This window comes from Duganella sp. S19_KUP01_CR8 (assembly GCF_036688705.1).
Classification (GTDB): domain Bacteria; phylum Pseudomonadota; class Gammaproteobacteria; order Burkholderiales; family Burkholderiaceae_D; genus Rugamonas.
Genome location: NZ_JAQQPR010000017.1, coordinates 76137 through 103106, shown reverse-complemented (window position 1 = coordinate 103106; position 26970 = coordinate 76137). Strand labels below are relative to the sequence as shown.

General features: G+C 63.2%; 26 protein-coding genes and 1 pseudogene. 10 read left to right on the top strand and 17 right to left on the bottom strand.

Going from position 1 to position 26970, the window contains the following annotated elements:
- Nucleotides 1-20: 20 nt before the first annotated feature.
- From V6M89_RS18195 to V6M89_RS18185, 3 genes are all read right to left on the bottom strand, one after another.
- Nucleotides 21-1562 carry a methyl-accepting chemotaxis protein gene (locus V6M89_RS18195; protein WP_332854485.1) on the bottom strand — a complete coding sequence of 514 codons (1542 nt, stop codon included), beginning with the start codon at nucleotides 1560-1562 and terminating at the stop codon, nucleotides 21-23.
- 204 nt (nucleotides 1563-1766) lie between these two features.
- Nucleotides 1767-2249: a hypothetical protein gene (locus V6M89_RS18190; protein WP_332854484.1), complete on the bottom strand. Its 483-nt coding sequence runs from the start codon at nucleotides 2247-2249 to the stop codon at nucleotides 1767-1769.
- A gap of 104 nt (nucleotides 2250-2353) precedes the next feature.
- Nucleotides 2354-3268, bottom strand: a complete 915-nt coding sequence (locus V6M89_RS18185) for a LysR family transcriptional regulator (protein WP_332854483.1) — start codon at nucleotides 3266-3268, stop codon at nucleotides 2354-2356.
- Nucleotides 3269-3342: 74 nt separating this feature from the next.
- On the opposite strand from V6M89_RS18185, the gene V6M89_RS18180 reads away from it, so the two are divergent.
- The 3 genes from V6M89_RS18180 to V6M89_RS18170 are packed head-to-tail and all read left to right on the top strand — an operon-like array spanning nucleotide 3343 to nucleotide 5637.
- Nucleotides 3343-4368, top strand: coding sequence for an NADP-dependent oxidoreductase (locus V6M89_RS18180; RefSeq protein WP_332854482.1), 1026 nt, complete (start codon nucleotides 3343-3345; stop codon nucleotides 4366-4368).
- Nucleotides 4365-5033, top strand: a complete 669-nt coding sequence (locus tag V6M89_RS18175) for a hypothetical protein (protein WP_332854481.1) — start codon at nucleotides 4365-4367, stop codon at nucleotides 5031-5033. Before V6M89_RS18180 ends, V6M89_RS18175 begins: the two co-directional genes overlap by 4 nt.
- Before the next feature lies 1 nt (nucleotide 5034).
- Nucleotides 5035-5637 (top strand): hypothetical protein, encoded by a 603-nt coding sequence (locus tag V6M89_RS18170; protein WP_332854480.1) that lies wholly within the window; start codon nucleotides 5035-5037, stop codon nucleotides 5635-5637.
- Between the two features lie 147 nt (nucleotides 5638-5784).
- Here the strand turns inward: V6M89_RS18170 and V6M89_RS18165 are convergent, their stop codons facing one another.
- The 4 genes from V6M89_RS18165 to V6M89_RS18150 all read right to left on the bottom strand — a co-directional run bounded on the left by V6M89_RS18165 (nucleotide 5785) and on the right by V6M89_RS18150 (nucleotide 11536).
- Nucleotides 5785-8475 (bottom strand): DNA topoisomerase III, encoded by a 2691-nt coding sequence (locus V6M89_RS18165; protein ID WP_332854479.1) that lies wholly within the window; start codon nucleotides 8473-8475, stop codon nucleotides 5785-5787.
- Nucleotides 8476-8743: 268 nt separating this feature from the next.
- The gene (locus V6M89_RS18160) at nucleotides 8744-9208 is read right to left on the bottom strand and encodes a DUF494 family protein (protein ID WP_332854478.1); all 465 of its coding nucleotides are present in this window, start codon (nucleotides 9206-9208) and stop codon (nucleotides 8744-8746) included.
- Nucleotides 9209-9284: 76 nt separating this feature from the next.
- Entirely contained in the window at nucleotides 9285-10418 is a 1134-nt protein-coding gene (gene dprA / locus V6M89_RS18155) for a DNA-processing protein DprA (protein WP_332854477.1), read from the bottom strand.
- A gap of 8 nt (nucleotides 10419-10426) precedes the next feature.
- On the bottom strand, nucleotides 10427-11536 hold the full coding sequence (locus V6M89_RS18150; protein WP_332854476.1) for a LysM peptidoglycan-binding domain-containing protein: 1110 nt from the start codon (nucleotides 11534-11536) through the stop codon (nucleotides 10427-10429).
- 256 nt (nucleotides 11537-11792) lie between these two features.
- Between V6M89_RS18150 and def the strand changes: the two genes are divergently transcribed.
- Together def and fmt are read left to right on the top strand one after the other, a co-directional pair.
- Nucleotides 11793-12335 carry a peptide deformylase gene (gene def / locus V6M89_RS18145; protein WP_116992290.1) on the top strand — a complete coding sequence of 181 codons (543 nt, stop codon included), beginning with the start codon at nucleotides 11793-11795 and terminating at the stop codon, nucleotides 12333-12335.
- 18 nt (nucleotides 12336-12353) lie between these two features.
- Nucleotides 12354-13305, top strand: a pseudogene (gene fmt / locus V6M89_RS18140) (methionyl-tRNA formyltransferase).
- Between the two features lie 4 nt (nucleotides 13306-13309).
- Here the strand turns inward: fmt and V6M89_RS18135 are convergent.
- Complete coding sequence (locus tag V6M89_RS18135) at nucleotides 13310-14236, bottom strand: LysR substrate-binding domain-containing protein (RefSeq protein WP_332854475.1); 927 nt, start codon at nucleotides 14234-14236, stop codon at nucleotides 13310-13312.
- Between the two features lie 105 nt (nucleotides 14237-14341).
- Between V6M89_RS18135 and V6M89_RS18130 the strand changes: the two genes are divergently transcribed.
- Both V6M89_RS18130 and V6M89_RS18125 read left to right on the top strand, forming a co-directional pair.
- The gene (locus tag V6M89_RS18130; RefSeq protein ID WP_332854474.1) at nucleotides 14342-15163 is read left to right on the top strand and encodes a CmcJ/NvfI family oxidoreductase; all 822 of its coding nucleotides are present in this window, start codon (nucleotides 14342-14344) and stop codon (nucleotides 15161-15163) included.
- A gap of 1 nt (nucleotide 15164) precedes the next feature.
- Nucleotides 15165-15773, top strand: a complete 609-nt coding sequence (locus V6M89_RS18125) for a 2-hydroxychromene-2-carboxylate isomerase (protein WP_332854473.1) — start codon at nucleotides 15165-15167, stop codon at nucleotides 15771-15773.
- Here V6M89_RS18125 and V6M89_RS18120 read toward each other — a convergent pair.
- Nucleotides 15736-16116, bottom strand: coding sequence for a MerR family transcriptional regulator (locus tag V6M89_RS18120; RefSeq protein ID WP_332854472.1), 381 nt, complete (start codon nucleotides 16114-16116; stop codon nucleotides 15736-15738). The two genes, V6M89_RS18125 and V6M89_RS18120, sit on opposite strands and share 38 nt — an antisense overlap.
- A gap of 103 nt (nucleotides 16117-16219) precedes the next feature.
- Between V6M89_RS18120 and V6M89_RS18115 the strand changes: the two genes are divergently transcribed.
- Nucleotides 16220-16858, top strand: a complete 639-nt coding sequence (locus tag V6M89_RS18115) for an NAD(P)H-dependent oxidoreductase (RefSeq protein ID WP_332854471.1) — start codon at nucleotides 16220-16222, stop codon at nucleotides 16856-16858.
- Here the strand turns inward: V6M89_RS18115 and V6M89_RS18110 are convergent.
- Genes V6M89_RS18110 through V6M89_RS18100 form a run of 3 tightly spaced genes read right to left on the bottom strand, consistent with a single transcriptional unit; the run spans nucleotide 16855 to nucleotide 18938 of the window.
- Nucleotides 16855-17778 carry a DUF2145 domain-containing protein gene (locus tag V6M89_RS18110; RefSeq protein WP_332854470.1) on the bottom strand — a complete coding sequence of 308 codons (924 nt, stop codon included), beginning with the start codon at nucleotides 17776-17778 and terminating at the stop codon, nucleotides 16855-16857. The two genes, V6M89_RS18115 and V6M89_RS18110, sit on opposite strands and share 4 nt — an antisense overlap.
- Nucleotides 17775-18233: a hypothetical protein gene (locus V6M89_RS18105; protein ID WP_332854469.1), complete on the bottom strand. Its 459-nt coding sequence runs from the start codon at nucleotides 18231-18233 to the stop codon at nucleotides 17775-17777. Before V6M89_RS18105 ends, V6M89_RS18110 begins: the two co-directional genes overlap by 4 nt.
- 42 nt (nucleotides 18234-18275) lie before the next feature.
- A complete protein-coding gene (locus tag V6M89_RS18100; RefSeq protein WP_332854468.1) occupies nucleotides 18276-18938 on the bottom strand; it encodes a DUF3313 domain-containing protein in 663 nt (220 codons plus the stop codon).
- 144 nt (nucleotides 18939-19082) lie between these two features.
- Between V6M89_RS18100 and V6M89_RS18095 the strand changes: the two genes are divergently transcribed.
- Nucleotides 19083-19721, top strand: coding sequence for a TetR/AcrR family transcriptional regulator (locus V6M89_RS18095; protein ID WP_332854467.1), 639 nt, complete (start codon nucleotides 19083-19085; stop codon nucleotides 19719-19721).
- Nucleotides 19722-19788: 67 nt separating this feature from the next.
- Here the strand turns inward: V6M89_RS18095 and V6M89_RS18090 are convergent, their stop codons facing one another.
- Both V6M89_RS18090 and V6M89_RS18085 read right to left on the bottom strand, forming a co-directional pair.
- Nucleotides 19789-20382 carry a PEP-CTERM sorting domain-containing protein gene (locus V6M89_RS18090; protein WP_332854466.1) on the bottom strand — a complete coding sequence of 198 codons (594 nt, stop codon included), beginning with the start codon at nucleotides 20380-20382 and terminating at the stop codon, nucleotides 19789-19791.
- Between the two features lie 87 nt (nucleotides 20383-20469).
- A complete protein-coding gene (locus tag V6M89_RS18085) occupies nucleotides 20470-21303 on the bottom strand; it encodes a glycosyltransferase (protein WP_332854465.1) in 834 nt (277 codons plus the stop codon).
- A 241-nt stretch (nucleotides 21304-21544) separates the two neighbouring features.
- Between V6M89_RS18085 and metH the strand changes: the two genes are divergently transcribed.
- Entirely contained in the window at nucleotides 21545-25318 is a 3774-nt protein-coding gene (gene metH, locus V6M89_RS18080) for a methionine synthase (protein WP_442881985.1), read from the top strand.
- Nucleotides 25319-25322: 4 nt separating this feature from the next.
- Here metH and V6M89_RS18075 read toward each other — a convergent pair whose 3' ends face one another.
- From V6M89_RS18075 to V6M89_RS18065, 3 genes are all read right to left on the bottom strand, one after another.
- Complete coding sequence (locus V6M89_RS18075) at nucleotides 25323-25964, bottom strand: hypothetical protein (protein ID WP_332854463.1); 642 nt, start codon at nucleotides 25962-25964, stop codon at nucleotides 25323-25325.
- Between the two features lie 69 nt (nucleotides 25965-26033).
- The gene (locus V6M89_RS18070; RefSeq protein WP_332854462.1) at nucleotides 26034-26387 is read right to left on the bottom strand and encodes a hypothetical protein; all 354 of its coding nucleotides are present in this window, start codon (nucleotides 26385-26387) and stop codon (nucleotides 26034-26036) included.
- Between the two features lie 147 nt (nucleotides 26388-26534).
- Nucleotides 26535-26897, bottom strand: a complete 363-nt coding sequence (locus tag V6M89_RS18065; protein WP_332854461.1) for a hypothetical protein — start codon at nucleotides 26895-26897, stop codon at nucleotides 26535-26537.
- Nucleotides 26898-26970: the final 73 nt, after the last annotated feature.

Genomic DNA, 26970 nt, shown 5'->3' with positions numbered 1-26970 from the left:
GCCTGCGCGGGAATGACGGCTTAGGCGGCTAGCTTGAAGACGGCGACGACCTCGGTCAGTGCATCGGCCTGGTCGTGCAGGGAGGCCGCCGCTGCGGCGGCTTCTTCCACCAGCGCGGCGTTCTGCTGCGTGACCTGGTCCATCTGGCCGATCGCCTGGTTGATCTGCTCGATGCCCGAACTCTGCTCCATGCTGGCGATCGTGATCTCGCCCATGATGTCGGTCACGCGCTGGATGCTCTCCACCACTTCGTTCATCGTGTTGCCGGCCTGCGTGACCAGCAGGCTGCCGGCATCGACCTTTTGCAGCGAATCGTCGATCAGGGTTTTGATTTCCCGCGCCGCCGTCGCGCTGCGCTGCGCCAGGCTGCGCACCTCGGTCGCGACCACCGCGAAACCACGCCCCTGCTCGCCCGCGCGGGCCGCTTCCACCGCCGCGTTCAATGCCAGGATGTTGGTCTGGAAGGCGATGCCATCAATCACGCCGATGATGTCGACAATCTTGCGCGCCGAACCGTTGATCGCATCCATGGTCTGCACCACGTCCGCCACCACGCCGCCGCCGCGCTGCGCCACTGCCGATGCCTTGACCGCCAGCTGGTTGGCCTGGCGCGCATTGTCCGCGTTCTGTTTGACGGTCGACGTCAGTTCTTCCATCGACGAGGCGGTCTCCTCCAGGCTGGACGCCTGCTCTTCCGTACGCCCCGACAAATCCAGGTTGCCGGCGGCGATCTGGCTCGATGCGCTGGAGATGCTCTCGGTGCCGCTGCGCACTTCGGTGACGATACCGATCAGGCCGTCGTTCATGCTGCGCAGCGCCGCCAGCAGGCGGCCGGTTTCATCCTTCGTGCTCACTTCAATGCGCGTGGTCAGGTCCTTGTTGGCCACGGCCACGGCGATCTCCACCGCCCGGTTCAACGGCACGGTGATGCCGCGCGTCAGGCGCCAGGCGCAGACCACGCCCAGCGCCAGCACCGCCAGCCCGAACAGGATCATGAACTGGCGGCTGTGCTCATACAGCGATTCAATCGCCGCCGCGTTGTCGTCGATGCTCTTGCGCTGCAATTCCAGCAGGCCGCGCAGCGATTCCAGATAGGCCTTGCCGTCCGGCGTGAAGTGCTGGTCCAGCATCGCGGCGGCCTCGTCCAGCTTGCCGTCCTTCTTCAGCGACACGATGGCGTCGCGCGAGGCCAGGTAGCGCTTGCGGTTGGCCTTCATGCCGTCGAACAGCGCTTTCTCCTGCTCCGTGACGAGCAGCGGTTCGACCTGCTTTTGCAGGCCGTTGACCTCGGCGGTCGAGGCGGCGGTCTCCTCGGCGAAGAACGGTCCCAAGGACGGATCGCTGCTCTTCGAAATCGCCGAGGTGCGGCGCACGCTGGTGTGGATCAGGCGATACCAGTCGCTGATCATGCGCTCCTTGGCCAGCGGCTGCTGCATCATGTCGCGGGTGGCTTCGGCCACGGTTTGCATGTGGCCGATGCCGATTGCGGTCATCAGCGTCATCAACGCCAATACCAAGCCAAAGCCCGCGGCAAGGCGCGTGCCGATATTCAAGTTTTTCATGATGTGTGTGCCCGTGAAGGCAATATTGGAAAAAGAGAAGCGTTGCTACTATTGGAACTGCGAATCGGGCAGCGGGATAACAATTGCCCTAAAGAACCAATAGTTTATCACGGGTATTAATTTATTGCTGAAGTATACCTAAACAGTGAAGCGTAAAAAAGCCGGGCGTTTTGGAGGCGCCCGGCTTGCTTAACATTTCAACGATCAGATCTTGGCGGCGTCATGGTCGCGCTTGACCTTGTCCGCATGGCGTTCCAGTTTCTCGTCGCGGCGCGCCACTTGCTCCTGGTGCTTGTCGACGCTGCGGCGCGCGATCACTTTTTCGTCATGCTTGATGGCCTGCTTCTCCACCTTGATGTTTTGCTGCTCGGCGCGGCGCGCCTGGTCCAGCTGCTGGGCGCCGGCCAGGTCGCCCTTCTTGATATCGGCGTGCTCGGCGCGGGCCAGCGCGTTGCGCTCGCCGCGTTCCGCCTGCAGCTGCTGCCGGCCTGCCGCCACCTGGCTTTGCTTGACCGCGATCACCGCGTTGTCGCGCTGGATCTGGCGGGTGTCCTGGTGGATCTCTTTGACGTCCTGGCGGATCTGGGCATTGTCGTGATGGACTTGTGCCACTGGAGCGGTCTGCGCGAAAGCTGCGGCGCTGATCATGGAAAGCACGCCGGCGATCATCAGGGATTTGGTTTTCATGATTGTGTTCCTTTTCTAGTGGTTGGCAGACCGCTGTTCATCAGTGTCTTGAGCAATTAACGCGACCGCCCCGGCGGCAGACGACCACAGTTCCGTAAGAAAAGTTACGAGTTGTATCCTGCAAGCGAAGCCGCCAGTTCGCGCTGCCAGGCGCTGGCCTTGACGCGATTCCACACCAGCGCCACCTGCTCCACGCATTCGAACGCACAATCGCTCACGTGGATGCGGCGCAGCTCGGGATCGGCCAACGCGAAGTCCGGCAGGTAGGCCAGCGCCTCGCCGGATTTGACCAGCGCCAGCAGCAGTTGCAGATCGTCGGTCCAGTAGCGGATCTTGCGCGGCAGCTGGTCGTCGCGCCAGCCGTCGGAACGGGCGCCGCGCTGCACGCCGCAAAACAGCGAACGCGACGGGCAGGCGAAATCGTGCGCCAGCACTTGCGCCGTGTCCGCCTCCAGCAGCGGCGCCGGCGGTAGCGACGTCACCAGCGGATGGCGCTGCCCCGCCACCAGGTGCAGGGTCACGCTGCCCAGCGGCGTCACCTGCCATTCATCCGACCAGTGCTCGCCGCGTCCCTCGATGACGTCGCCGGTGACGATGGCGGCGTTGATATCGCCGCGCAGCAGCGCCGCCAGCGCTTCATCCTCGAACATGGCTTGCATGCGCAGGCTGGCTTCCGGGTAGGCGCGCAAGGCCTGCGACAGCATCTGGCCATGCCGCCACAGCAGGATGGCAGGGCCGGCGATGCGGCTGTCCACGGCTGCGCGTTCGCCCATCAGGTCGGCCTTGGCCTGGTCGGCCAGCGCCAGCAAATTCTGGGCGCGGGCCAGCAGCAACTGGCCGCTGTCGTTCAGCACCAGTTGCTTGGCGCTGCGGTCGAACAGCGGCTTGCCCAGGCTGTCTTCCAGCCGCTTGAGCGCCTTGGACACCGCCGACGGCGTCAAATGCAGCTCCAGCGCGGCCGCGCCCAGCGACGGACGGCGGGCGGCACTGACAAAAACACGCAGGTCGGAAAGATTCATGATGTCCAAACAGGATACGAATAGTGAATTTAAGTTGCTTTACTGGATACGAAGAGCATCTTACCATCTGCAGCATGACTACTCTCACCCAACAACAATGGATCTACCGCCGGCAACCCGTCGGCCAGATCACGGCCGAGCACTACGAGCTCGTTGAACAACAGTTGTCGACCGCGCTGGGCGACGGCGAGGTGCTGATCGAGGCGCGCTGGTTCAGCGTCGATCCCTACATGCGCATCGGCCAGTCCACCAAACCGACCTACGACACCGAGCCGCATCCGCTCAACACCGTGCAGCAAGGCGCCGTGGTGGCGCAGGTGCTGGCGTCGAACGCGCCCGGCTTCGCCACCGGCGACTGGGTGCAGAGCTACACCGGCTGGCAGACGCACGCGCGCGTGCACGCCAGCGGCCTGAAGCGGATCGACCCGGAGCTGGCGCCGGTCACCACCGCGCTCGGCGTGCTGGGCATGCCGGGCCGCACCGCCTGGTTCGGCCTGACGGAATCGGGCAAGCCGCATGCGGGCGAAGTGGTGGTGGTGTCCGGCGCGGCCGGCGCGGTGGGATCGCTGGTGGTGCAGTTCGCCAAGCGCCACGGCGCGCGCGTGCTCGGCATCGCCGGCGGCGCCGCCAAGTGCGACTGGCTGCGCAATGTGCTGGACGCGGACTGGGCCATCGACTACAAGGCCTACGCCGACGCCGATGCGCTGGGCGCGGAAATCAAGCGGCTGACCGGCGGCGTCGACGTGTATTTCGACAACGTCGGCGGCATGGTGACCGACGCCATCATCCCGCTCATCAACCGCCGCGCCCGCATCGTCATCTGCGGCCAGATCAGCCAGTACAGCGGCGGCCTGGAGACGCCGGAACTGGGGCCGCGCCTGCTGCATCACATGCTGTACCAGCGCGCCACCATCCAGGGCATGCTGGCGCGCGACTACCTGCACCGCATGGACGAGATGACACGCATCGTCGCGCCGTGGGTGAAGGCGGGCGAGATCGTGTTCGAGGAAACGGTGATCGACGGCTTCGGGCAATTGCCGGCCGCGCTCAACTCGCTGTTCACCGGCGAGCATCGCGGCAAGCTGCTGGTGAAGGCATGAGGGCCGCGCTGCTTGCGCTGGCCTTGATCGGCGGCAGCGCCGGCGCGGCGGACGCCAGTTACGGCGAACATGGCATGGCGCTGTTCGGCGGCAAGCAAGGCCTGTATGCATCGCACCTGCCGATGTTCCATGCGCCGCACGACTACCAGGTGATCCTGCAAGTGCACGTGGCCGATCCCGCCACCGACGCGGCGCTGCGCCGTCGCCTTGACGGCAAGACCACGCTATGGACCATCGCGCCGGAGAAGTTCGAACTGTCGCGCCTGGCGCCAGCGAGCGCCACGCCGTTGAAGCAGTTCAAGGCCGACCTGGTGCTGGGCCATTTCGAACAAGGCGGCAAGACGCAGTTCGCCGCTTCCACTGTCGTGGTCGACAAGGTGCTGATGTATCGCCAGCTGTCGCCGGCGCAGAAGACCAGCGCCGACGCCAGCTACGTGCAGATCGGCAGCGGCCAACAACGCTACCTGGTCAAGCAGATCGACAGCCGGCCGGATTTCGACCACATCGTTTCCTACGCGGCGGCCGGTGGAGCATCAACGACGGCGATCACGCTCAACAAGCAGGCCTTGCAGCAGCCGAACGCGCAAGCGCTGGCTGCAGCGCTGCATGTGCCTGTTAGCGCCATTCGTGGTACGGTCTACTTTTACACCGACGATTTGAAGTGACATGGTTCCAGCAGAATACGAAGGCCTGTGGCGCCGCAGCGGTATCTGGCGCAGCAACGGCAGCAGCGACCTGACCACGCAAGTGTGGTGGTTCCAGGCGGCGCGTTATCACATCGACCTGCGCGTTCCCGTCGACCGCATCGGCATTAACGGCTTCGCCGGCGAAACCGTGGTGGAAGGCGAGCGCTGCGCCTGGCACCCCGCCATCGCCTACCCCGCCCTCAGCAGCGAGCTCGACGCCGGCTGGATGCGCTTCGACGACGCCAACCACGTCCACGAAACCGGCCTCGACAACAACTACGAAGAAGACTGGTATCGCGAACCCAGCGGCTCCATGCACGGCGTACGGCTGGCAGATCCGCGCAGCGACCAGTTGGCTTACCTGCTGATCAGCGACGACTGGATGGCCTGGGCCTGCGGCAGCCCAAGCGGCGCTTGCGAGATCACAGTCTATCGGCGCGAGCAGCAGCAATGGATCGCCATCGCCACCAACCTGGCCACGCCCACGCACGCGGTCGTACTCAGCAAGGAGCAGGTGCTGCAATGGCAGACCGGCGAACTGATCGAGGTCCCCATGAAGCCGGGCAAGCTCTGGCGCGTCTAACGCCAACCGAGGGTCAAGTCTGACATTCGGACACAAGCTCAACCACAAACGACAAACTACGGCTCTGGCCGTGTCCGAATGTCAGACTTGACCCCAGCATGAAAAACGGGACCATCGAGGTCCCGTTTTTGTTGGCGCTGCCGAAGATTACTCAGCGGTCGCGGCGGCCTTTTTAGGGGCTGCTTTTTTGGCTGGCGCTTTCTTGGCCGCCGGCTTCTTGGCTGCCGCCGCCTTGGCCGGAGCCTTGGCTGCCGCTGCCTTCTTGGCCGGGGCTTTCTTGGCTGGCGCCGCGTCTTCCGCTGCACCGTCCGCGCCCTCGTCCGCTACCTTGGCCGCTTTGCCCTTGGCCGGAGCCTTGGCCTTGCGCTCTTCGAACTCGAAGCTGATCTTGCCGTCCTTGCCCTTGGTCAGGAAGGCCTTGAACGGACGACGGGTGCGCTGCGAAACAAAGCCCGGCAGCAAATCGGTCTTGCCGTCGTTGAGCAGCTTGGCCATCTGCTCAGGCAAGATCTCCTGCTGCAGGATGATGCGGCCGCTGCGGAAGTCGCAAGTCTTCGGCTTGGCGACGCTGTTTTCGCACACATACGCCAGGCCCATCTCGTACACGCCGCCGGCACACTTCGGGCACGGGCCCAAGGCGGTCTGGCCGGTGAAGTCGACCGGCTCGGCATCTTCCGAATCGTCGTTCTGGCCGAAGTCGAACTCCAGCTTGAAGTTCTTGATCTCTTCGTCGCGCACGATGCGCAGGATGGCCGCGAACGGACGGCCCATCTTCGAGCGGAAACCTTGCAGCGGGCCGATGGTGCGGTCCTTCAGCAACTGTTCCACTTCCTCGATCTCGAACTGGCGGCTGCCCGGCGTTTTGCTCATCGAGAATTCGCACTTGGTGCAGGCGAAGCGGCGATAGTTTTCCTTGACCACGCTGCCGCAGTTCGGGCACGGCGTGTGCAGCGTGTGGTAATCACCCGGGATCGTATCGTTGTCGTATTCCTTGGCGCGCTTGACGATGATCTGCGTCATCTGGGCGATCTCACGCATGAACTCTTCACGCGAAATCTTACCCTTCTCCATTTGCGACAGCTTGTATTCCCACTCGCCGGTCAGTTCCGGCGCGGTCAGTTCGTTGACGCCCAGGCCGCGCAGCAGCGTCATCAGCTGGAACGCTTTCGCGGTCGGCATCAGTTCGCGGCCTTCGCGCAGCAGATAGCGCTCGGTCAGCAGACCCTCGATGGTGGCGGCGCGCGTCGCTGGCGTGCCCAGGCCCTTGCCGGCCATCGCATCGCGCAGTTCGTCGTCCTCGACCAGCTTGCCCGCGCCTTCCATGGCCGACAGCAACGTCGCCTCGGTGTAGCGCGCAGGCGGCTTGGTGACCAGGCCGTTGGCGTTGACCGTGTCGGTCAGCACCTTCTCGCCCTTGGCGACCGGCACCAGGTTGCCGTTGGCGTTGCCGTCCTTGTCGTCGTCGGTCGAGGCTTCCTTGCCGTAGATCGCCAGCCAGCCCGGGTTGGTCATGACCTTGCCTTCAGTCTTGAACTGATGGCCGGACACTTCGGTGTAGCGGGTGGTGACCTGGAACTCGGCAGGCGGGAAGAACACGGCCATGAAGCGGCGCGTGACCAGGTCGTACAGCTTCTGTTCCGGCTCGGACAAATTCTTCGGCGCGATGGTGGTCGGAATGATCGCGAAGTGATCCGAGATCTTGGTGTTGTCGAAGATGCGCTTGTTCGGCTTGACCCACTTCTTGTCCAGGATCTGCTTGGCGAACTGGTGGTAGTTCGGGTTTTCCTTGACCACTTCCAGCGCCTGCATCACGGTCGGAATGTAATCTTCCGGCAGGTGGCGCGAATCGGTACGCGGGTAGGTCAGCGCCTTATGCTTTTCATACAGCGCCTGCGCCAGGCCCAGCGTGTTCTTGGCCGAGAAACCGAAGCGCGAGTTGGCTTCGCGCTGCAGGCTGGTCAGGTCGAACAGCGCCGGCGCCATCGACGTGGTCGGCTTGGATTCCTCGGTGACGGCGCCCTGCTTGCCGCGCACGGCCAGCGCGATGGAATCGGCCGCGGCCTTGCTCCACAGGCGCTCAGCGCGTTTCTCAGGGTCGGTCTCGTCCTTCTTGAACTTGGTGTCCAGCCAGCGGCCTTCATAGATGCCGGCCGCGCAAACGAACTCGGCGCGCACTTCCCAGAAGTCGCGCGAGACGAATTTCTTGATCTTCTCTTCCCGCTCGACCACGATCGACAGGGTCGGCGTCTGCACGCGGCCCACGGTGGTCAGGTAGAAGCCGCCCTCTTTCGAGTTGAACGCGGTCATCGCGCGGGTGCCGTTGATGCCGATCAGCCAATCGGCCTCCGAGCGGCAACGGGCGGCGTCGGCCAGCGGCATCATGTCTTCATCGGTGCGCAACTGGGTGAAGCCTTCGCGGATCGCGCCGGGCGTCATCGATTGCAGCCACAGGCGCTTGACCGGTTGCTTGGCCTTGGCGTTCTGCGCGATCAAACGGAAAATCAACTCGCCTTCGCGGCCCGCGTCACATGCGTTGATGAGGGTGGTGACGTCTTTGCGCTTGATCAGCTTGTTGAGCACCTTGAGGCGCGCCTCGGTCTTGGCGATCGGGTTCAGCGCGAAGTAAGGCGGGATCATCGGCAGGTGGGCGAAGCTCCATTTGCCGCGCTTGACGTCGTGTTCTTCCGGTACGGCAATTTCCAGCAGGTGACCGACGGCGGAGGACAGCACGTACTCGTCGGATTCAAAGTACTCATCGTGCTTGGTAAAGCCGCCAAGCGTCTTCGCGATGTCGTTCGCGACAGAAGGCTTCTCGGCGATGATGAGGGTTTTGGTCATATTTTGTATCTCGTTTTTTAACACTTGGGATGGGTGCAGCATGCGCATCATACATGGATCGTGTCGCAGTCTGCACTTTTGCGATGCGGATGGCAAGGCCGAGGCGTCACAGTCTTGTCAAAGCGCCAATGATAAGCGCGTTGTCGGCCAGACTGCAAGCAAACAGGGCCACGCGGAGGCAATACGGCGTATTGCCCGGCCAAATCCTGGCCGAATGTTGCTTAATTCATTGCTTCAGGGGGACTACAGGCCGCTGCGGCGGTCTATATTAGTGCAGCAGGCGGGGCGCCTGGTCTTCGTCCGAGCCGAACAGGTCGTCGAACATCAGCGCGTCCGGCTCCTTGCCTTGGCTCCAGAGCAACATCAGGACGATGACCTTGAGCTTGCCCAGCGACACCGGCGCCTCTTCCAGCGCCAGCGCGCGCTCGATGACGATTTCGCGCTGCAACGGCGACAGCACCTTGGCCGACTCCAGGAACTGGATGAAGCCGATCGCGGCCGGTCCCAGCACATCCTGCTCTTCTTCCACGTAGAAACGGGTGCCGGTGGAGGACGCGGTCAGCGTGTGTTCCACCCCGGCCATCGCGTTCAGGTCGGTCAGCCAGACCAGCGCCTCGGAAATCTCGACATCGTCAAAACCGACAGCCGACAGTTTCTTGGCCAATGCGGCCGGTTCCGGGCAGGCATCGGGACGATAATAAGTCTCGTAGAGGTAAACAAGGATGTCGAACATGGCTCTACTCTATCAGTTAAAACAGATCGGGCACAAGTGCCGCACAGATTGCCTTTTTTTGCGGCAATTTCGGCCACTAGGCCCATAAACGCTGGAACATACCGCCCGGCAAACGCTCGACCAGGCCGGCCAGTTCCAGCGCCAGCAACTGCCCCTGCAAGTCGGCGGCGGACTGGTTCAGCCGCAGCGCCAGCAGGTCGGCGCCGGCCGGATGCTCGCCCAGCGCCTCCAGCACGCGGTCGACAAAGCTATCGTCCGGCGGCGGCCGCGTGCCGCGCGCGCCCGGCTTGAGCAGCTTGAGGTCGGTCAGGATGTCGGCCGCCGTCTCGACCAGCTTGGCGCCGTCCTCGCGTATCAGCGCATGGCAGCCCTTGGCCAGCGTGGCGTGGATCGAGCCGGGGATCGCGTACAGCTCCTTGCCCTGCTCTATCGCCAGCTTCGCCGTGATCAAGGAACCGGACTTGGCGGCCGCCTCCACCACCAGCACGCCACGCGCCAGGCCGCTGATGACGCGGTTGCGGCGCGGGAAATTGTCGCGCAGCGGCGGCGTGCCCAGCGCGTACTCGCTGACGATGCAGCCCTCCTCGGCGATACGCCGGGCCAGCGCGTTGTTGCGGGCCGGATAAATACGGTCGGGGCCGGTACCGATCACGGCGATGGTGCTGCCCGGCCCGTTCAAGCCGCCGGCGTGCGCGGCCGCGTCAATGCCCAGAGCCAGCCCGGAAACGATGGTCAGCCCGGCCTCGGACAGCGCCTGCGCCATGCGGCCCGCGTTCAGCATGCCCTGGGCGCTGGCGTTGCGCGCGCCCACCACCGCCAGCGACGGCCGCTCCAGCAGCTCGGCCCGGCCTTTGAGGTACAACAATAGCGGCGCGGCGGCGATCTGGCGCAGCGCTTCGGGATAGTCGGGATGGTCGTAACTCAGCAGGCGGTTGCCCGGCTGTTGCTGCCAGGCCAGCGTGGCGTCGACCAGGGCCGCCAGTGCGCCGGGCGGCGCTTGCAGCAACGCATCGGCCTGCCCGGGCTTGACCTCTTCCAGCAGCGCGCCGCGGCCGGCGCTGAAGATCGCCTCGGGCGTGGCGAAGCGCTCCAGCAGCCGGTGCGCCGTGCCCAGGCCGACGCCGTCCGTCAGTTCCAGACGCAGCCAGCCCGCCAGCGCGGCGGCGCTGACGGGCTGGAATGCGGCGGTGGGGGTATCCGTGGCTTGCACGGCGCGGGTCACTCCGGCGACTTGGCGACGTCGCCCACTTCCACCGGCGCCGACACCTGCATGATCAAGCCGTAGGAAATATGCTTAAACACGCGGAAGATAAACAAGCTGCCCACTTCCTCGTCCGGCAGCTTGACCTGCTGTTCGCGCATGCCCAGCCAGCTCTTGGCGGCCGTGGCGTCGCTGACAGTCTTCCCCGCATGGTACAGCTGCAGCACGGAGCCGATGTCGAGTCCATCAAGCTTTCCGCGATTAATGCTGACAACCTGGTTCTGCCCGGCGTGCGTGACGCCGCCGTAAATCGCCACCACCCGCGCGCCCACCTTCTGCTCGGGCGGATGCGGCACGTAATTTTGCATCGGCATCGGCGGAATCGCGCGCAGCTGGTCGCCCTTGCCCATCTCCTCCTTGGCGCTGGCGACCAGGAAGGTGTGGACGTCGCTGCCGGCGCCGGGCCGGGCTTCGGTCTGCAATTTCAGCGTGCCGAGGTAGAACGCCTCGTAGCCGATGACGGCCTTGGTGATCGGATCTTTCAGCGGGTTGCCGGGACGGAACACCTGGAACGAGGTGCCGCCCTTCAGGTCGCCGCGCACATAAGCCTTGTCGTCCTTGCCGAGGAACACGTGGCCGTCCTGCGTGGCCACCACGCGCGGCGCGCCGGCCAGCTCGTCGTTCTCGATGATCAGCGGCTGGGTCAGGAAGGGTTCGATCACGCCGGCCGGTATCGACGTCACGGCATCCTTGCCCAGGCCCTCGGTGCGCAATTGCGGCTTCAGACGCAGGTTGGAGGCGCTGTTGCTGCCGTCGTTGCTGGCGTCGATCTTGTTGCCCAGGCGCAGGCGGCCGGCGGTGCGGTCGAACCAGATGATCTGGCCCGGATAGATCCAGTGCGGATTGGCGATTTCCTCGCGGTTCATGCCCCAGACGGTAGGCCAGCACCAGGGGCGCTCGAGGAATTTACCGGAAATATCCCACAGCGTATCGCCCTTGACCACCAGGTGCTGGTCCGGCGCATCGGCGCGAAACTCGCATTTCAGTGGTTCGGCCGAAGCCGCCGTCAAGCCTGAAAAAAGAGCCGCTAATACTAAGCGGGTGCCGACTGTGCTAAAATTTTTCATTAGTAGATCCAGTAAATGCGCCATAAATTGCGCAGGCACACGATAGCAAGAAGCGCCCAATCAACGGAAAAGGCTTGCTAAATTGAATCAAATTCTGCCCATAAAACCCTGAACTAGCAAGAGAAACCGCGCAATGGCAGCCCGCGCGGTTGTTGCATTTTTGATCGGGAAAATGACGGCGGCGACGCCCTCGACGCGCCGCGCGTTATCAAGGCACTCACTTAGTTTTCACTTAGTTATCAACACAGTACAGCATATGGCCATCTTAAATATTTTGCGTTACCCCGATCCGCGCCTGCATAAAGTCGCCACCCCAGTCACCGTCTTCGACGCCAAACTGGAACAACTGGTCGCCGACATGGCCGAGACCATGTACGAGGCGCCGGGCATCGGCCTGGCCGCGTCGCAGGTCGACGTGCACGAGCAGCTGGTGGTGATCGACATCTCCGAAACCAAGGACGCGCTGGTCGCCTACATCAATCCGGAAATCATCTGGGCCAGCGAAGAGAAGCAGGTCTACGACGAAGGCTGCCTGTCGGTGCCTGGCATTTACGACGGCGTCGAACGCCACGCCCAGATCAAGGTGCGCGCGCTGGACGTCAAGGGCCAGCCTTTCGAAGTGGAAGCCGACGGCCTGCTGGCGGTCTGCATCCAGCACGAAATGGATCACCTGCTGGGCAAGGTCTTCGTTGAATACCTGTCGCCGCTGAAGCGCAACCGCATCAAGGCCAAGCTCGTCAAGGAAGAGCGCGGCATGGCGCGCGAAGCCCAGCTGCGCGCCGCCGGCCGTCGTTTCTAAGCCGCACAGGGATAGCGCATGAAAGTCATCTTCGCCGGCACGCCGGAATTCGCCGCAGTGGCATTGCAAGCCTTGCATGAGGCGGGCTTCGAGATTCCGCTGGTGCTGACCCAGCCGGACCGCCCGGCCGGCCGCGGCATGCATCTGCAACCATCGGCCGTCAAGCAGTACGCGCTGGCGCAAGGCATCGAGGTGCTGCAGCCGCTGTCGCTGCGCACCGACAGCAAGGATCCGGTGCGCGCCGAGCAGGCGAAGGAAGCGCATGCGCGTTTGCTGTCCACGCCGTATGACGTGATGGTGGTGGCGGCCTATGGCCTGATCCTGCCGCGCGCCACGCTGGACATCAAGCCCTGCCTGAACATCCACGGTTCGCTGCTGCCGCGCTGGCGCCGCGCCGATCCACCGCGCCATCGAGGCCGGCGACAGCGAGACCGGCATCACCATCATGGAGATGGAAGAAGGCCTGGACACCGGCCCGATGCTGCTGATCGAACGCATCGCCATCGGCGAGCAGGACACCACCGGCATGGTGCACGACAAGCTGGCCGCGCTGGGCGGCAAGATGATCGTCGAAGCGCTGCGCAAGATGCAGCATGGCCAGCTGGAAGCCGTGCCGCAGCCGGAAGCGGGCGTCAACTACGCCGCCAAGATCAGCAAGGAAGAAGCGGCGCTGGACTTCACGCAATCGGCGCTGGAGATCAGCCGCAAGATCCGCGCCTTCAATCCATTCCCCGGTGCGTACGGTGTGGTCAACGGCGTCAACGTCAAGCTGTGGGGCGCCGAAGTGCTGGAAGCCGACAGCAAGGCCCCGGCCGGCCAGGTGCTGGCGGCCGATGCGCAGCATGGCATCGTGGTTTCCTGCGGCAGCGGCTCGCTGCGGCTGACGGAACTGCAAAAGCCGGGCGGCAAGCGTCTGCCGGCGGCGGAATTCATCAAGGGCTTCCCACTCGAAGGCTTGAGCTTCGCCTGATGGCTTAGCCGGCGCGTGGCTTGGCCCTGGCCTTGCTGCGCGCCGCTTCCTCTCGTATCCAATCCCGCACCACGACCGCATCCGCGCTGAGCGCACTGCGGGCAATCAGCCAGTACGCATAATCGCTGGCCGTCGCCGGTAGCGTGCTGGCCAGCGCCAGCTTGCCCTGCTCCAGCAAGGGCCGCACTAATTCCAATCGGCCCAGCGCCACCCCCTGCCCCGCCAACGCGGCCTGCACCACCTGATCGTATTGATTAAACCGCAGCACGCCCTTCGGCTTGACGCGGCCCGCGCCGACACCGCGCAACCACGCCGACCATTGCAGCCACGGGCGCGACACATCGTCAAACTCCAGCAGCACCTGTAGCCGCAACTGCGCCGCATCCTCGATCGCGGCCACCGCCAGCGCCGGATGCGCCACCGGCACCAGCGCCTCGTCGAACAGACGCAGCGCGCCTTCGGGCGCATCTTGCGGCCGGCAATAGCGCAGCGACAAATCCACCTGTTCGCGCTCCAGGTCAACAAAACGATTACTGGCCGCCACGCGCACATCGATTTGCGGCGCAGCCTGTTGGAAGGCATTCAGGCGAGGCAGTATCCACAAGGCCGTCACGCCGATACTGGCGCTGATCGTCACCGCCTGGCGCGCATCGCCGGGCCGCAGGCTGGCGACCACTTCACCCAATTGCTCCAGCATCGCATCGGCATGGCGGAACAGCCGCCGCCCCTCGGCCGTGAACTCGATAGAGCGATGGCCGCGCACCAGCACGCGATAGCCCAGCGTGGCCTCCAGCGCCTGTATCTGGCGGCTGAGCGCCGATTGCGTCACGCACATATCCTGCGCGGCGAGCGTGATACTCATGCGCCGGCCGACTGCGACCAGGCTGCGCAACAAGTCCAGCGGGGGAAGGTCCAGAAGACGATTAGCCATGCCATCAATGTATCACGCATGCGAATTGAGAATGTGAAAGCACCAGGAATATCGTTTGAGCGCTGCACGGCGATCGGATTCAATGGAGCTTTCAGGGGGAATGCGATGACACACACAACCACCGCCACGCTGGAGTACCTGCGACCGACATCGGACCGGCCGCACACCTATATGTACCCGCCGCCGGACGGCCAGCCGTGGCAAAACGCCAGCTACGAGCGCGTGCCGGTGACGATACGCGACGCCCGCGCCGACGCGCACCTGTCGCTCGACCGCGAAGGCTATCTGCTGCGCCACGCCCCCAGCGCCGTGCACGATTTCACCGACAAGGAAGAAGTCGTACGGCTCTACTATCCCGAAGTAGCCGAGCTGGCCCTGGCGCTGACCGGCGCCAGCCAGGCCTTCGTGTTCGACCACCTGGTCCGCAAACGCATGCCCGGCTCGCCGCAAGCATTTGGCCGCATCGAAGGCCAGCGCCCCGGCGCGGCAGGCCGCGTGCATTGCGACTTCACGCCGGCATCGGCCCAGCGCAGGCTGGAACTGGAACTGCACGGCGACACGGCGCAGGTGCAGCGCTACAGCATCGTCAACCTGTGGCGCTCGACTCGCCACCCGGTACTCGACGCACCGCTGGCCGTATGCGACGCCCGCAGCGCCACTCCCGCCGACCTGGTGGCCAGCGATATTTTTTATCCGGAGCGGAACGGCGAAATCTACCAGGCGGTGCACAATACGGATCACGCTTGGTCGTACTTCCCGGCGATGACGCGCGACGAGGTACTGGTATTCAAGCAGTTCGATTCCGCGCCCGGACCGGTGGCCAGGTACACGCCGCACGCCGCCTTCGAACACGCCGACGCACCGGCCGATGCACCGCTACGGGAAAGCATAGAAATCCGCTGCCTGTTGATCTACAAGGGGAGATAAAATGAAAATCGAATTCTGGTTCGACTTCGCCAGCAACTACAGCTACCTGAGCGTGATGCGCATCCGCCAGCTGGCGCCGGACGGCGTGGTGTGGAGGCCCTTCCTGCTCGGCCCCATCTTCAAGGACGCCGGCTGGAACAACTCGCCCTTCGTGCTACAAAAGGACAAAGGCGCCTACGTATGGCAGGACATGCCGCGCCAGTGCGCCAAGTACGGCCTGCCTTGGCGGCAGCCGTCCACCTTCCCGCGCAACTCGCTGCTGGCGGCGCGCATCGGCATCCTGTGCGAAGAACAGCCGTGGATGACCGACTTCTGCGAACGCACCATGCTGGCCAACTTCGCCGAGGACCGCGACATCGGCAGCGAGCAATGCATGGCGGAGATATTGTCCGCGCTGGGCCAGGACGCGGCGGCCATCCTGCACGCCGCGCAAGCGGACGAGAACAAGGCCAGGCTGCGCGAACGCACCGAACAGGCCAAGGCCCGCCACATCTTCGGCGCCCCCACCTTCATGGTCGGCGACGCCATGTTCTGGGGGAACGACCGGCTGGACGACGCGCTGGCGATGGCGCTCAGTTCACCGCCAGGTCCTCGCAAAACGGCCGGCTGACACTCTCGTCGCGCAGGATGGCGCGCAGCGCCAGCAACTCACGATGCTGGCTTGCCAGCGCCTCCTGCTGTTCCTCGACTTCACGCAGGCGGGTTTCGGTGCGCTCCAGGATCTCCGTTTTCAGGCATTGGCCGTTTTCGCCAAACATCCCCCGGATGACGTCGAGCGAAAATCCCAGGCGCTTCGACACCTGGATCACGTGCAGCCGCTCCATTGCATAGTTGGAGTATTCGCGATAACCAGCGGCGGTGCGTGAAATGGGCGCCAACAGGCCCTGCTCCTCATAAAACCGTATCGCCGATGGGGTCAACCCCGACTTCCGGGCTAATTCACCTATTTTCATTTTTACGCCTTGACTCTCAAGTTGGCTTGAAACTTATTATAGATCGGTACCCCAGAGCTTGCTGACTGGGGGCGCATTCACGATTTCACACTGGAGTTCACAAATGACCGATGTAATTGACAAACTTAACTGGCGCTACGCCACCAAGAAGTTCGATCCCGCCAAGCAGGTAAGCGACGAAAAACTGGAACGCATCCTGGAAGCGATCCGCCTGGCGCCGACCTCCAGCGGTCTGCAGCCGTTCGAAGTCTTCGTCGTTACCAACCCGGACATCCGCGCCAAGATCCAGGCGGTGGGCTGGAACCAGGCGCAGATCAGCGAGAGCTCGCACCTGCTGGTGTTCGCGGCGTGGGACGACATCACCGCCGATCGCGTCAACATGATGTTCGACCTGACCAACAAGCAGCGCGGCTTTATCAACGAAGGCTGGGAAGCCTATCGCAAGCAGCTGCTGGGCATCGTGGCCGCACGCGGCCAGCAGGGCAATTTCGATTCGGCCGCGCGCCAGGCGTACATCGCGCTGGGCGTGGCGATGGTGGCCGCCGCGTTTGAAGGCGTCGACGCCACGCCGATGGAAGGCTTCGATCCGGCCGCCGTCGACGAGATCCTGTCGCTGAAGGAGCGCAAACTGCGCAGCGTGGTGATGCTGCCGATCGGCTACCGCCAGCCGGAAGGCGACTGGCTGGTCAACCTCAAGAAGGTGCGCCGTTCGCGTCCCAACCTGATCACCGAAGTGGCTTAATCACGCAGCTGCACCACACGGTCGCCCTCGCCCGGCTTGCAGCCTGCGGCGATGGGCGTCCAGCCACGATGGATGACAATCCGCTCATCGTCGTGGCATAGCTCGACGCGCTCGCTGGCCGGATAGCGCTGGTGCACGAACGCCTCCACCGTGGACGGCAGGCTGATACGAAGCTGCATGGCCGAACGGTCCTCGTCCGGATGGTCGTCCAGATGCAGCAGCGGCACGAAGTGCGAAGCCAGCATCAGCAAGCGCGAGCCCACCTGCACCGGTTGCGGCGTGTAGTGTTCTTCGCGCAGCCAGGTCTGCGCGCGCACGCGCAGGTCGTCGCCGTCGAGCAGATCGCCCCAGCCGGCGGCCAACATCTCCATCACCCATTGATTGCAATTCTGGTAGCGCACGCTGAATGCGTAGGCGCTGGCGCTGTACTGGGAAGCCAGCAGATGCTGTACGCGCGGCCCGTCGAGCAGCGCCGGACGCAGCGCGGCGATCGCCTCGGCCGGCAACCGCACCACGGAAAGATAGCCCAGCGCCGGATCGTCGGTGCCGAGCGCGAAGCCGGCCAGGCCTTGGTCGAAGATGCGGGGACGGCTTTCATCGCAGGCATAGTACAGCTGGCGCGCGGACCAGGCGCCGGCCTCCGAACGCCACGCCAGCGCCGCATGCGAGTAGCGGATGTCGAAGCGCGACAAGTCCAGGCCCGAGCGGCTGACCAGCGCCACGCCATCGCCGACGCCGGCCAGTTCCTCGCGCAGCACGGCGGCAAAGCGCAGCAGGCGGTCTTGCTCGGCGGCGGACAGCGGCTCGCCGCGATCGCAAAAACGAGACGATCCGGACGAGCCGGCGGCCTGCGCCGCCCCGGCCGCACCGAGCGCCGCGCAGGTCAAGGCGACCAGCGCCAGCGCGCGGGCTGGCTTCAAAGGCTGACCGGACGCGAGGCCAGCTCGCCGTACCACTCGTCGGCCAGCACCAGGTAGAACGGCTGATGCGTATCGCCGCGACCGAACTCGATGCCGTACACGCGGTTCTGCGCATACATCGCATCACCAACGGCGAGCTGCTGCTTGTCAAAGGTGGTCTGCGGCAGATCCAGCACGATGCGTTGTGCCGGATCGTTGGCCTGCATCGTGATGCGGGTGCGGTCGGCGCGGTCCGGCGTGGCGGCGATCTGGATGATGCGGTACTCGCCGTCGGCGACCTTGCGCTTGTCGCCGCTCGAGCTGTTGCTCGAACCGTTCAACGAATCGGAGATGCTGCCGCTGGATGCGGAACCGGCGCTCGACGCCGACGAGGCGAAACTTTCGGCATGGGCAAACAGGGACAAGCCCAGCGCGCCGGCGGCGACGATGAGGCGGAATGGCAGGGAAACAGGCATCGGATATCCTCAGTTTTTTTCAAACAGCAAGTATAGATGTTTTCAATTAAACGCGGCCAACAGCTCGTCCGCGCCTTTCTGTATGCCGGCTTTGGATGCGTCCATCGGCCCCAGGCTGGCCGAGATATTCATCGGACTGGGATACTGTTTGGCGACATAGGCGCTCACCAGCAGGTTGGTGCTGGCATCGTACAGCTCCACCGCGTAGCTCACCGATCCGGTAAACGTGCCCTCCTTGCCGCGTATGCTCTGCACGATGTTGTAGGGACCGCCGACCAGGTCGAAGCGCGTCACCGTGCTGAGGAAGCGGGTGCTCGACTTGGCGCCGGTCAGCGTCAGTTTCAGGCGCAGCGTTTTCCAACCCGCGTCCCTGCTGATCCGCAAGCGGTTGCGCAGCTTGGACTCGAACTCGCCCTGCATGTAAGCGGCCAGCATGTCCTTCTGGTCATCGCTGACCTCCTCGAACTGGCTGTCCTGGCCGCGATAGACCAGCACCGGATCGATGATGATGCTCGAATAGTCGCGCAGCGTCACCGCCGTCGAATAGCTGTAGGGAACGCGCCCGGACTTGTCATCGACGTTCGGACGCAGCTGGGCTGCCGATGCCAGGCCGCCATAAGCGACCGGCTGGGTGCTGGCGCAACCGGCGATTGCGCCGCACAGGGCGAGCAGGATGGGGAACTTTAATTTGAGCGAGGAGTGCATGGCATGGCCTTATTTGTGAGGGGAAGAAGCAACCGTTCAAGATTTCCATAACTGAACACACTAGTACAGTATTGAGTGATTAGCCACCACTGTCAAGCGTGTTTGCGCATAAAATGTACGACAGGGTTCAGATATGGAGTGGAAATGAAGGTACGTACCGAGGCGCGCCGCCAGGCCATCATTGAGGCAGCCGACGCGCTGTTTCAGGAAGCAGGCTATGACGGCGCGTCGATGAATGAGGTGGCGAAGCGCTGGGGCGGATCGAAGGTCACGCTGTACGGCTACTTCCCGTCCAAGGAAGCGCTGTTTGTCGCGGTCGTGCAATCCTGCGCCACCGGCCACCTGGCCGACGCAACGCGGGAGCTGTCGACAGCACCGATAGGCCGCGCCGGGCTGGAGGCGGCGCTGGAGCATTTTGGCGTGCGCATGCTGGGCGTGCTGGCCAACGACAAGAGCGCGCTGGCGGTCTACCGCATGGTGGTGGCTGAGGCGGGCCGCTCCGATGTCGGCCAGTTGTTCTACGACGCCGGTCCGCGCACGTCGGTGGAAACGCTGGCGGCGCTGCTGTCGGGCGCCATGGATCGCGGCGACATCCGCCAGGCCGATCCCACGATCACCGCACAGCAGTTCCTGTCGCTGCTGACGGCGGAAGTGGATGTGCGCCTGTACCAGCGCGACCCGCCGCCGCTGTCGCAGCAGGAAATCCGGCAGGTGGTGCAGCGCGCCACCGACATGTTCTTTGCCGGCGCGACGCCGAGACCGGCAGCCGACGCCTGTCCATGAAAACAAAAAAGCCGTTCCGCAAACTGCGGGACGGCTTTTTTTCAGTCAGGGCGCTGGCGCCCGCGCTTCAGGCTTGCTTGGCGCGACGGCGGCGGACCAAGGCCAGCAGACCCAGGCCGCCCAGCAGCATGGCATAGGTTTCCGGTTCCGGCACGGGAGCCGTTTGCAGGTTATCGATAATGTAGGCGTTGTTGACGCCACCAGAATCGATCTTGATGCTGTTGAACACGACGTTCTGGAAGCCATAGAACTCGCCGCCGTAGCCGGTCGTGGCGGTAAAGCTCGCCACTTGGGTCGCGCCCAGGTAGGCGGTGAAAGTCGACTCGCCGTCATTCGAAACGTAGTTGAACGCCGCGCCGGACAGGTTCGAGGCGAAAGTCATCGTGGTCGGCGTGGTGCAGCAAGGGGAGAAATTGGAAAGCACCGTGCCCACCATATTCGGGAATGTTCCGTCATATGCGCCGGTGACGTAGTTGCCCGCGCCAAAAGTGACGCCGGCGAAATTACTGCCAGCCACTGCATTTTCCGCCAGTGCGGAAGTGAAGGTTTCCGTCGAGTAGATGCCGCTCAGGCCCGTGCCGGCGGCAATGATGTTGTCAGCGTGAGCGATTGCACCTGCGCTCAGGATGGCTGTACCGATCAAAAAGTGTGTCAGGCGCATTTGCTTCCCCTAGTTTTAGTTGGTATTAAAAAGCAAACACATATTACCATAAAAACACTTTGATTGATGCTGCCTTTACAAAAATCATCAAGTGATTAGTGCTAAATTGCCACAGATCGCCGACTCGCGCGGCAGCACCAGGCGGCCGTGGCGCACCTGCCGATTCCAGTCGTGGTTGGCACGCTCCTTGTCGGCGCAGTAGTAGCTGCGGCCGTGGTCCAGGTGCAGGCTGACCAGCGTATGCCGCGCACGCACGCCGCGCACGCCGATGTGGTTCAGGCGCAAGCCCATGTTCAAGTCGCCTCCACCGTAGGCCATCTGCTCGTCGAAGCCACCCACGGCCAGCACGTCATCGCGCCAGGCGCAGCTGTTGGAGCCGCTGAAGGCGTTGCGCTGGGTGAGCAAGTCCAGCGCGCGCGCCAGCCAGCGCTTGCGGGTAAGCCGGTTGGCGCTCTTGCAAAAGCCCGGTATCGCGCTCAGGTAGCGATAGTCGAACAAACTCTGGTCGCGCACCGGCTCCAGCAGGTCGTGCCGCTGGTGGTAGGCTTCCGGAATGCTGACATGGCTGCCGCCCGAGAGGAAGATCCCGCGCCGCATCAGCCGCAGGTAGTTGGCCACGTAGTCGTCGCGCGGGATGCAGTCGCCGTCGGTGAACAGCAGCAGGTCGCCGCTGGCGGCCAGGACGGCGCGATTCAGGGCGCGGTACTTGCCGAAGCCGCGCTGCTGCTGGTTCTGGTACAGCAGCGGAATGGTCCAGCCGCGCCGCCGCACCGCCTCCAGCGCGGCGCCGATCGCCGGATCGCGCCCATCCTGCGCAATGATGACTTGATCGGGCTTGCGGGTTTGCATGGCGTAGCCGGTCAGCACGTATTCGAGCTCGCGGCCTTTGCAGTGCGCGGAAATGATGACGGAGATTTTCATGCCTCATTCTCGCGACACCATGTTGCAGACGAATTGCGCACTGTAGCGCCTGAGTATCGCTATGTGTCGTAAAGCTGCGTGATGAAAAAACAGGCAAATTTGGCAGATTGTTGCTGCGCCGCGGCAGTCTGCTGAAGCAAGTTCCGTGATGCCGTATAATTTTAGACCGCTGGCAACTCCCAGCGCGCTCGTCCACGACCACAGAAAGTAATAAATGAATAACAACGTGTCCCGCCCCGTCATGTCCAAGACCGATGCCCAATTGCGCGAGATCCTTGCGCGCCGCATCATGATCCTCGACGGCGCGATGGGCACCATCATCCAGCAGTACAAGCTGGATGAAACCGCATACCGCGGCGGCCCCAACGGCCGTTTCATCGATTTCGCGGCACCGGTCGATTCCGGCGCGCGCGAACTGTTCGTCAAGGGTAACAACGAGCTGCTGACGCTGACCCAGCCACACGTGATCCAGGAGATCCACGAGCGCTACCTGGCCGGCGGCGCCGACTTGATCGAGACCAACACCTTCGGCGCCACCACCATCGCCCAGGACGACTATCACATGGGCCACCTGGCCTACGAGATGAACGTGCAAGCGGCCAAGCTGGCGCGCGCAGCCTGCGACAAGTACAGCAGCGCCGACAAGCCGCGCTTCGTCGCCGGCGCGCTCGGACCGACGCCCAAGACCGCGTCGATCTCGCCCGACGTCAACGACCCGGCCGCCCGCAACATCACCTTCGACCAACTGGTCGACGCCTACCACCAGCAGACCAAGGGCCTGATCGAAGGCGGCGTCGACGTGCTGCTGGTCGAAACCATCTTCGACACGCTGAACTGCAAGGCCGCGCTGTTCGCCATCGACAAATTCTACGAAGAGAACCCGGGCGTGCCTCGCCTGCCGCTGATGATCTCCGGCACCGTGACCGACGCCTCCGGCCGCATCCTGTCCGGCCAGACCGTGCCGGCCTTCTGGAACTCGGTGCGCCACGCCAAGCCGCTGACCATCGGCCTCAATTGCGCGCTGGGCGCGGCGCTGATGCGCCCGTATGCCGAAGAGCTGTCGCAGATCGCCGACACCTTTGTCTGCATCTACCCGAACGCCGGCCTGCCCAACCCGATGAGCGACACCGGCTTCGACGAGCTGCCGGCCGATACCTCGGCGCTGCTGAAGGAATTCGCCGAGGCGGGCTTCATCAACATCGCCGGCGGCTGCTGCGGCACCACGCCCGACCACATCAAGGCCATCGGCGAGATCCTCGCCAAGGTCAAGCCGCGCAGCGTGCCGCACGTGCCGGTGGCGCAGCGCCTGTCGGGCCTGGAGCCGTTCACCATCGACGACGACTCGCTGTTCGTCAACGTCGGCGAGCGCACCAACGTCACCGGTTCCAAGGCGTTCGCGCGCATGATCCTCAACGAGCAGTACGACGAGGCGCTTAGCGTGGCCCGCCAGCAGGTGGAAAACGGCGCCCAGGTCATCGACATCAACATGGACGAGGCGATGCTGGACTCGCTGGCGGCCATGACGCGCTTCCTGAACCTGATCGCCTCGGAACCGGACATCTCGCGCGTGCCCATCATGATCGACTCCTCGAAGTGGTCGGTGATCGAAGCGGGCCTGAAGTGCGTGCAGGGCAAGTCCATCGTCAACTCGATCTCGATGAAGGAAGGCGAGGAAGAATTCATCCGCCAGGCCAAGCTGTGCCGCAGCTATGGCGCCGCCGTCATCGTCATGGCCTTCGACGAAAAAGGCCAGGCCGACACCTTCGAGCGCAAGACCGAAATCTGCGAGCGCGCCTACAAGCTGCTGGTGAACACCGTCGGCTTTCCGCCGGAAGACATCATCTTCGACCCGAATATCTTCGCCATCGCCACCGGCATCGAAGAGCACAACAACTACGCGGTGGACTTCATCAACGCCACCCGCTGGATCAAGGACAACCTGCCGCACGCGAAGATCTCGGGCGGCGTGTCCAACGTCTCATTCTCCTTCCGCGGCAACGACCCGGCGCGCGAGGCGATCCACACCGTGTTCCTGTACCACGCCATCAAGGCCGGCATGACCATGGGTATCGTCAACGCCGGCATGGTCGGCGTGTACGACGACCTGCCGGCCGAGCTGCGCGAGCGCGTCGAGGACGTGGTGCTGAACCGCCGCGACGACGCCACCGAACGCATGATCGACATCGCCGGCACCTTGAAGGCCGGCGCCGGCAAGCAGGATGCGCAGAACCTGGAGTGGCGCAACGCCCCGGTCGAGAAGCGCCTGGCGCACGCGCTGGTGCACGGCATCACCCAGTTCATCACCGACGATACCGAAGAGATGCGCCAGCAGGTGCTGGCCGCCAACGGCCGTCCTATCCACGTGATCGAAGGCCCGCTGATGGACGGCATGAACATCGTCGGCGACCTGTTCGGCCAGGGCAAGATGTTCCTGCCGCAGGTGGTCAAGTCGGCGCGCGTGATGAAGCAGGCCGTGGCCCATCTGATTCCGTACATCGAGGAAGAGAAAAAAGCCGAGGAAGCGCGCACCGGCATCGTCGCCAAGCCGAAGGGCAAGATCGTCATCGCCACCGTCAAGGGCGACGTGCACGACATCGGCAAGAACATCGTCTCGGTGGTCCTGCAATGTAATAACTTCGAAGTGGTGAACATGGGCGTGATGGTGCCCTGCTCCGAGATCCTGGCGCGCGCCAAGCTGGAAAACGCCGACATCATCGGCCTGTCCGGCCTGATCACGCCGTCGCTGGAAGAGATGGCCCACGTGGCCAAGGAGATGCAGCGCGACGAGCACTTCCGCATGCTGAAGATCCCGCTGCTGATCGGCGGCGCCACCACCAGCCGCGCCCACACCGCCGTCAAGATCGCCCACAACTACGAGGGTCCGGTGGTGTACGTGCCGGACGCCTCGCGTTCGGTATCGGTGGCGCAGTCGCTGCTGACGCCGGAAAGCCGCCAGCAATACATCGACGACATCGAGCAGGACTACGTGCGCATCCGCGAGCAGCACGCCAACAAGAAGGCGCTGCCGATGCTGTCGCTGAAGGACGCGCGCGCCAACAAGATGGTGGTGCCGTTCACCGGCGCGGCCGCACCGGTCAAGCCGAAGTTCATCGGCCGCCGCGAGTTCAAGAATGTCGACCTGGCCACCATCGCCAAATACATCGACTGGGGTCCGTTCTTCCAGACCTGGGACCTGGCCGGTCCCTTCCCCGCTATCCTGACCGATGAAGTGGTTGGCGAAGCGGCGACCAAGGTGTATGCCGAAGGCCAGGCGCTGTTGAAGAAGCTGATCGACGGCCGCTGGCTGACCGCCAACGGCGTCATCTCGCTGCTGCCTGCCAACACGGTCAACGACGACGATATCGAGATCTACACCGACGATACGCGCAGCACCGTGGACTTCACCTACTACGGCCTGCGCCAGCAAGGCGTCAAGCCGGTGGTGGACGGCGTGCAGCGCCCGAACCAGTGCCTGGCCGATTTCATCGCGCCGAAAGAGTCGGGTATCAAGGATTACATCGGCATGTTCGCCGTGACCGCCGGCCTGGGCATCGAGAAATACGAGCAGCGCTTTGAAGACGCGCACGACGACTATTCGTCGATCATGCTGAAGTCACTGGCCGACCGCCTGGCCGAAGCCTTCGCCGAATACCTGCACGAGCGCGTGCGGACCGACCTGTGGGGTTATGCCACCGGCGAATCGCTGAGCAACGACGACATGATCGCCGAGAAGTATGTCGGCATCCGTCCGGCGCCGGGCTACCCGGCCTGCCCGGAGCACACCGTCAAGCGCGAGATGTTCAACACCATGCAGGCGGAAGATATCGGCATGGTGCTGACGGAATCGTTTGCGATGTATCCCGGCGCGGCGGTGTCGGGCTTCTACTTCGCGCATCCGGAGTCGAAGTACTTCGTGGTCGGGAAGATCGGCGAGGACCAGTTGAACGACATGGCCACGCGCCGTCAGGTGGACAAGGCCGACATGGAGCGCTGGCTGGCCCCTAACCTGTCGTAGTCGCTTACTGCGCGGCGACTGCCTCGGTGGGCGCCGCGCTGACCTCGGGTACCACCGGCCCCAGCAGCGTACTGTCCGGCGGCAGGCTGGCCTGGAACAGCTTGTAGGCCTCGGCCGTCAGCGCCACAAAGGCGTTCTGATGGGCCAGCAGCTGGTCCGTCATCCATTCCCAGCCCTCGTCGGTTTCATACAGCCATACCATGCCGTCCGGGAAGGCATCCGGTATCGCATCGATCGGCGCCTGCACGGCGATCTGGCTTTGCGGTCCCCACAGGAAATCCGGCGGCAACTCGCGCCGCCAGCCGTGGCCGTTCTTTTCAGCGTAGATGTGATTGTGACGGAACGTCAGGTCCACCACTTCGCGTTCGGCGATCAGGTCGTCGGCCGATTCAATCCAGCAGTGGTAGGCGCCGCCGATGGGATTGGCGAAGGCGTCGTTGTCCATCATGCGCATCAGCTCGCCGCCACCGCAATCGACAGCGGCCAGGCCCGCCACCGGCCGGAACACCCGTCCCAGCACGATGCTGATCAGGTTGGAGCCGACGATGGCGTACACATGGCACAGCGAACAATATTGTTCGGGATAATACTGGCGGACCACCTGATTGACGCAGTGCGCGATCAGGGCCCTGACGGATTGCGCCATTCAAAAGCTCACGAAAACGGTTTGTATCCTTATGTATCGGATTGATTTACGGAAACTTTAGACTTGCGGTCAACCAGGAACGATGGAATCTTTCACCGCCACGACTTTTTCAACAGTAATCTCGGTGGCAAGAGTGCCGCTGTATCCGCGCTCGAAATAACAATCGATCTTTAATCCAGGGGAACCGGCGAAAGTAAGCTCAACGTGCGATTCAGATGTTGGGCTCAACACCACCGTTTTGCTTGAGCCAGGTTCGATATCACCAATTGCGTATGAATTTCCAGTGACGTGGACAACCAGAGAAGCAATCGTCTCCTTGCCAACGTTCTTCACGCTAAAGGTTACGCCTTTGGCGGGAAAGGAAGAGCAAGCAATAAATCCAATGGCCAGGGCCAAGAACAAGAAAAGTAAGATTTTTTTCATTCGCATTATTCTGTTTGTAACTCCATCGAATTTCATATTCCATGGCGCAGGGTCAGTTCCCCCACTTCATCGCTTGCCGCTTGCCTAGTGAGCGGCCGCAACTGGCCGGACGACGAACTACTCGTAGGCGTTAGCCGGGATAAATGATTAGTCATATTTCGACAACGCCGAAAAGTGTATAGATGCCGCCGGATCGTAATGAATTCGAAGATCCATTGCCACTGAGTGCAGTGAAAAGCCGCAGCGAATCGTTCGCTCACCATGCCATGACTGGAATGAGACATCCGCCACACTTTCCGCAGTTATTTCGGTGAGCACTTTGCTCAACCGCTCCAGTGACACGTGCAACGTCGTGATCGATCCGACTTCGAAAGTCAGAGTAAGTTCATTTCCATCGGCATACGAACGTACAAATGAAATCACACATTCGTCTGGAGTGTGCATAGCAGACAATCCAAAGCCACGCTCAAAGAACTCAGATTCGTCAGGCGGAGAGAATATTTGTGTCATCAAATGAGGAGTTTCAAATCAAAAATTTTCGAGGTCTGCTTCTGGTTGCGGACGTTCGGGAGTGCGGGCCTTA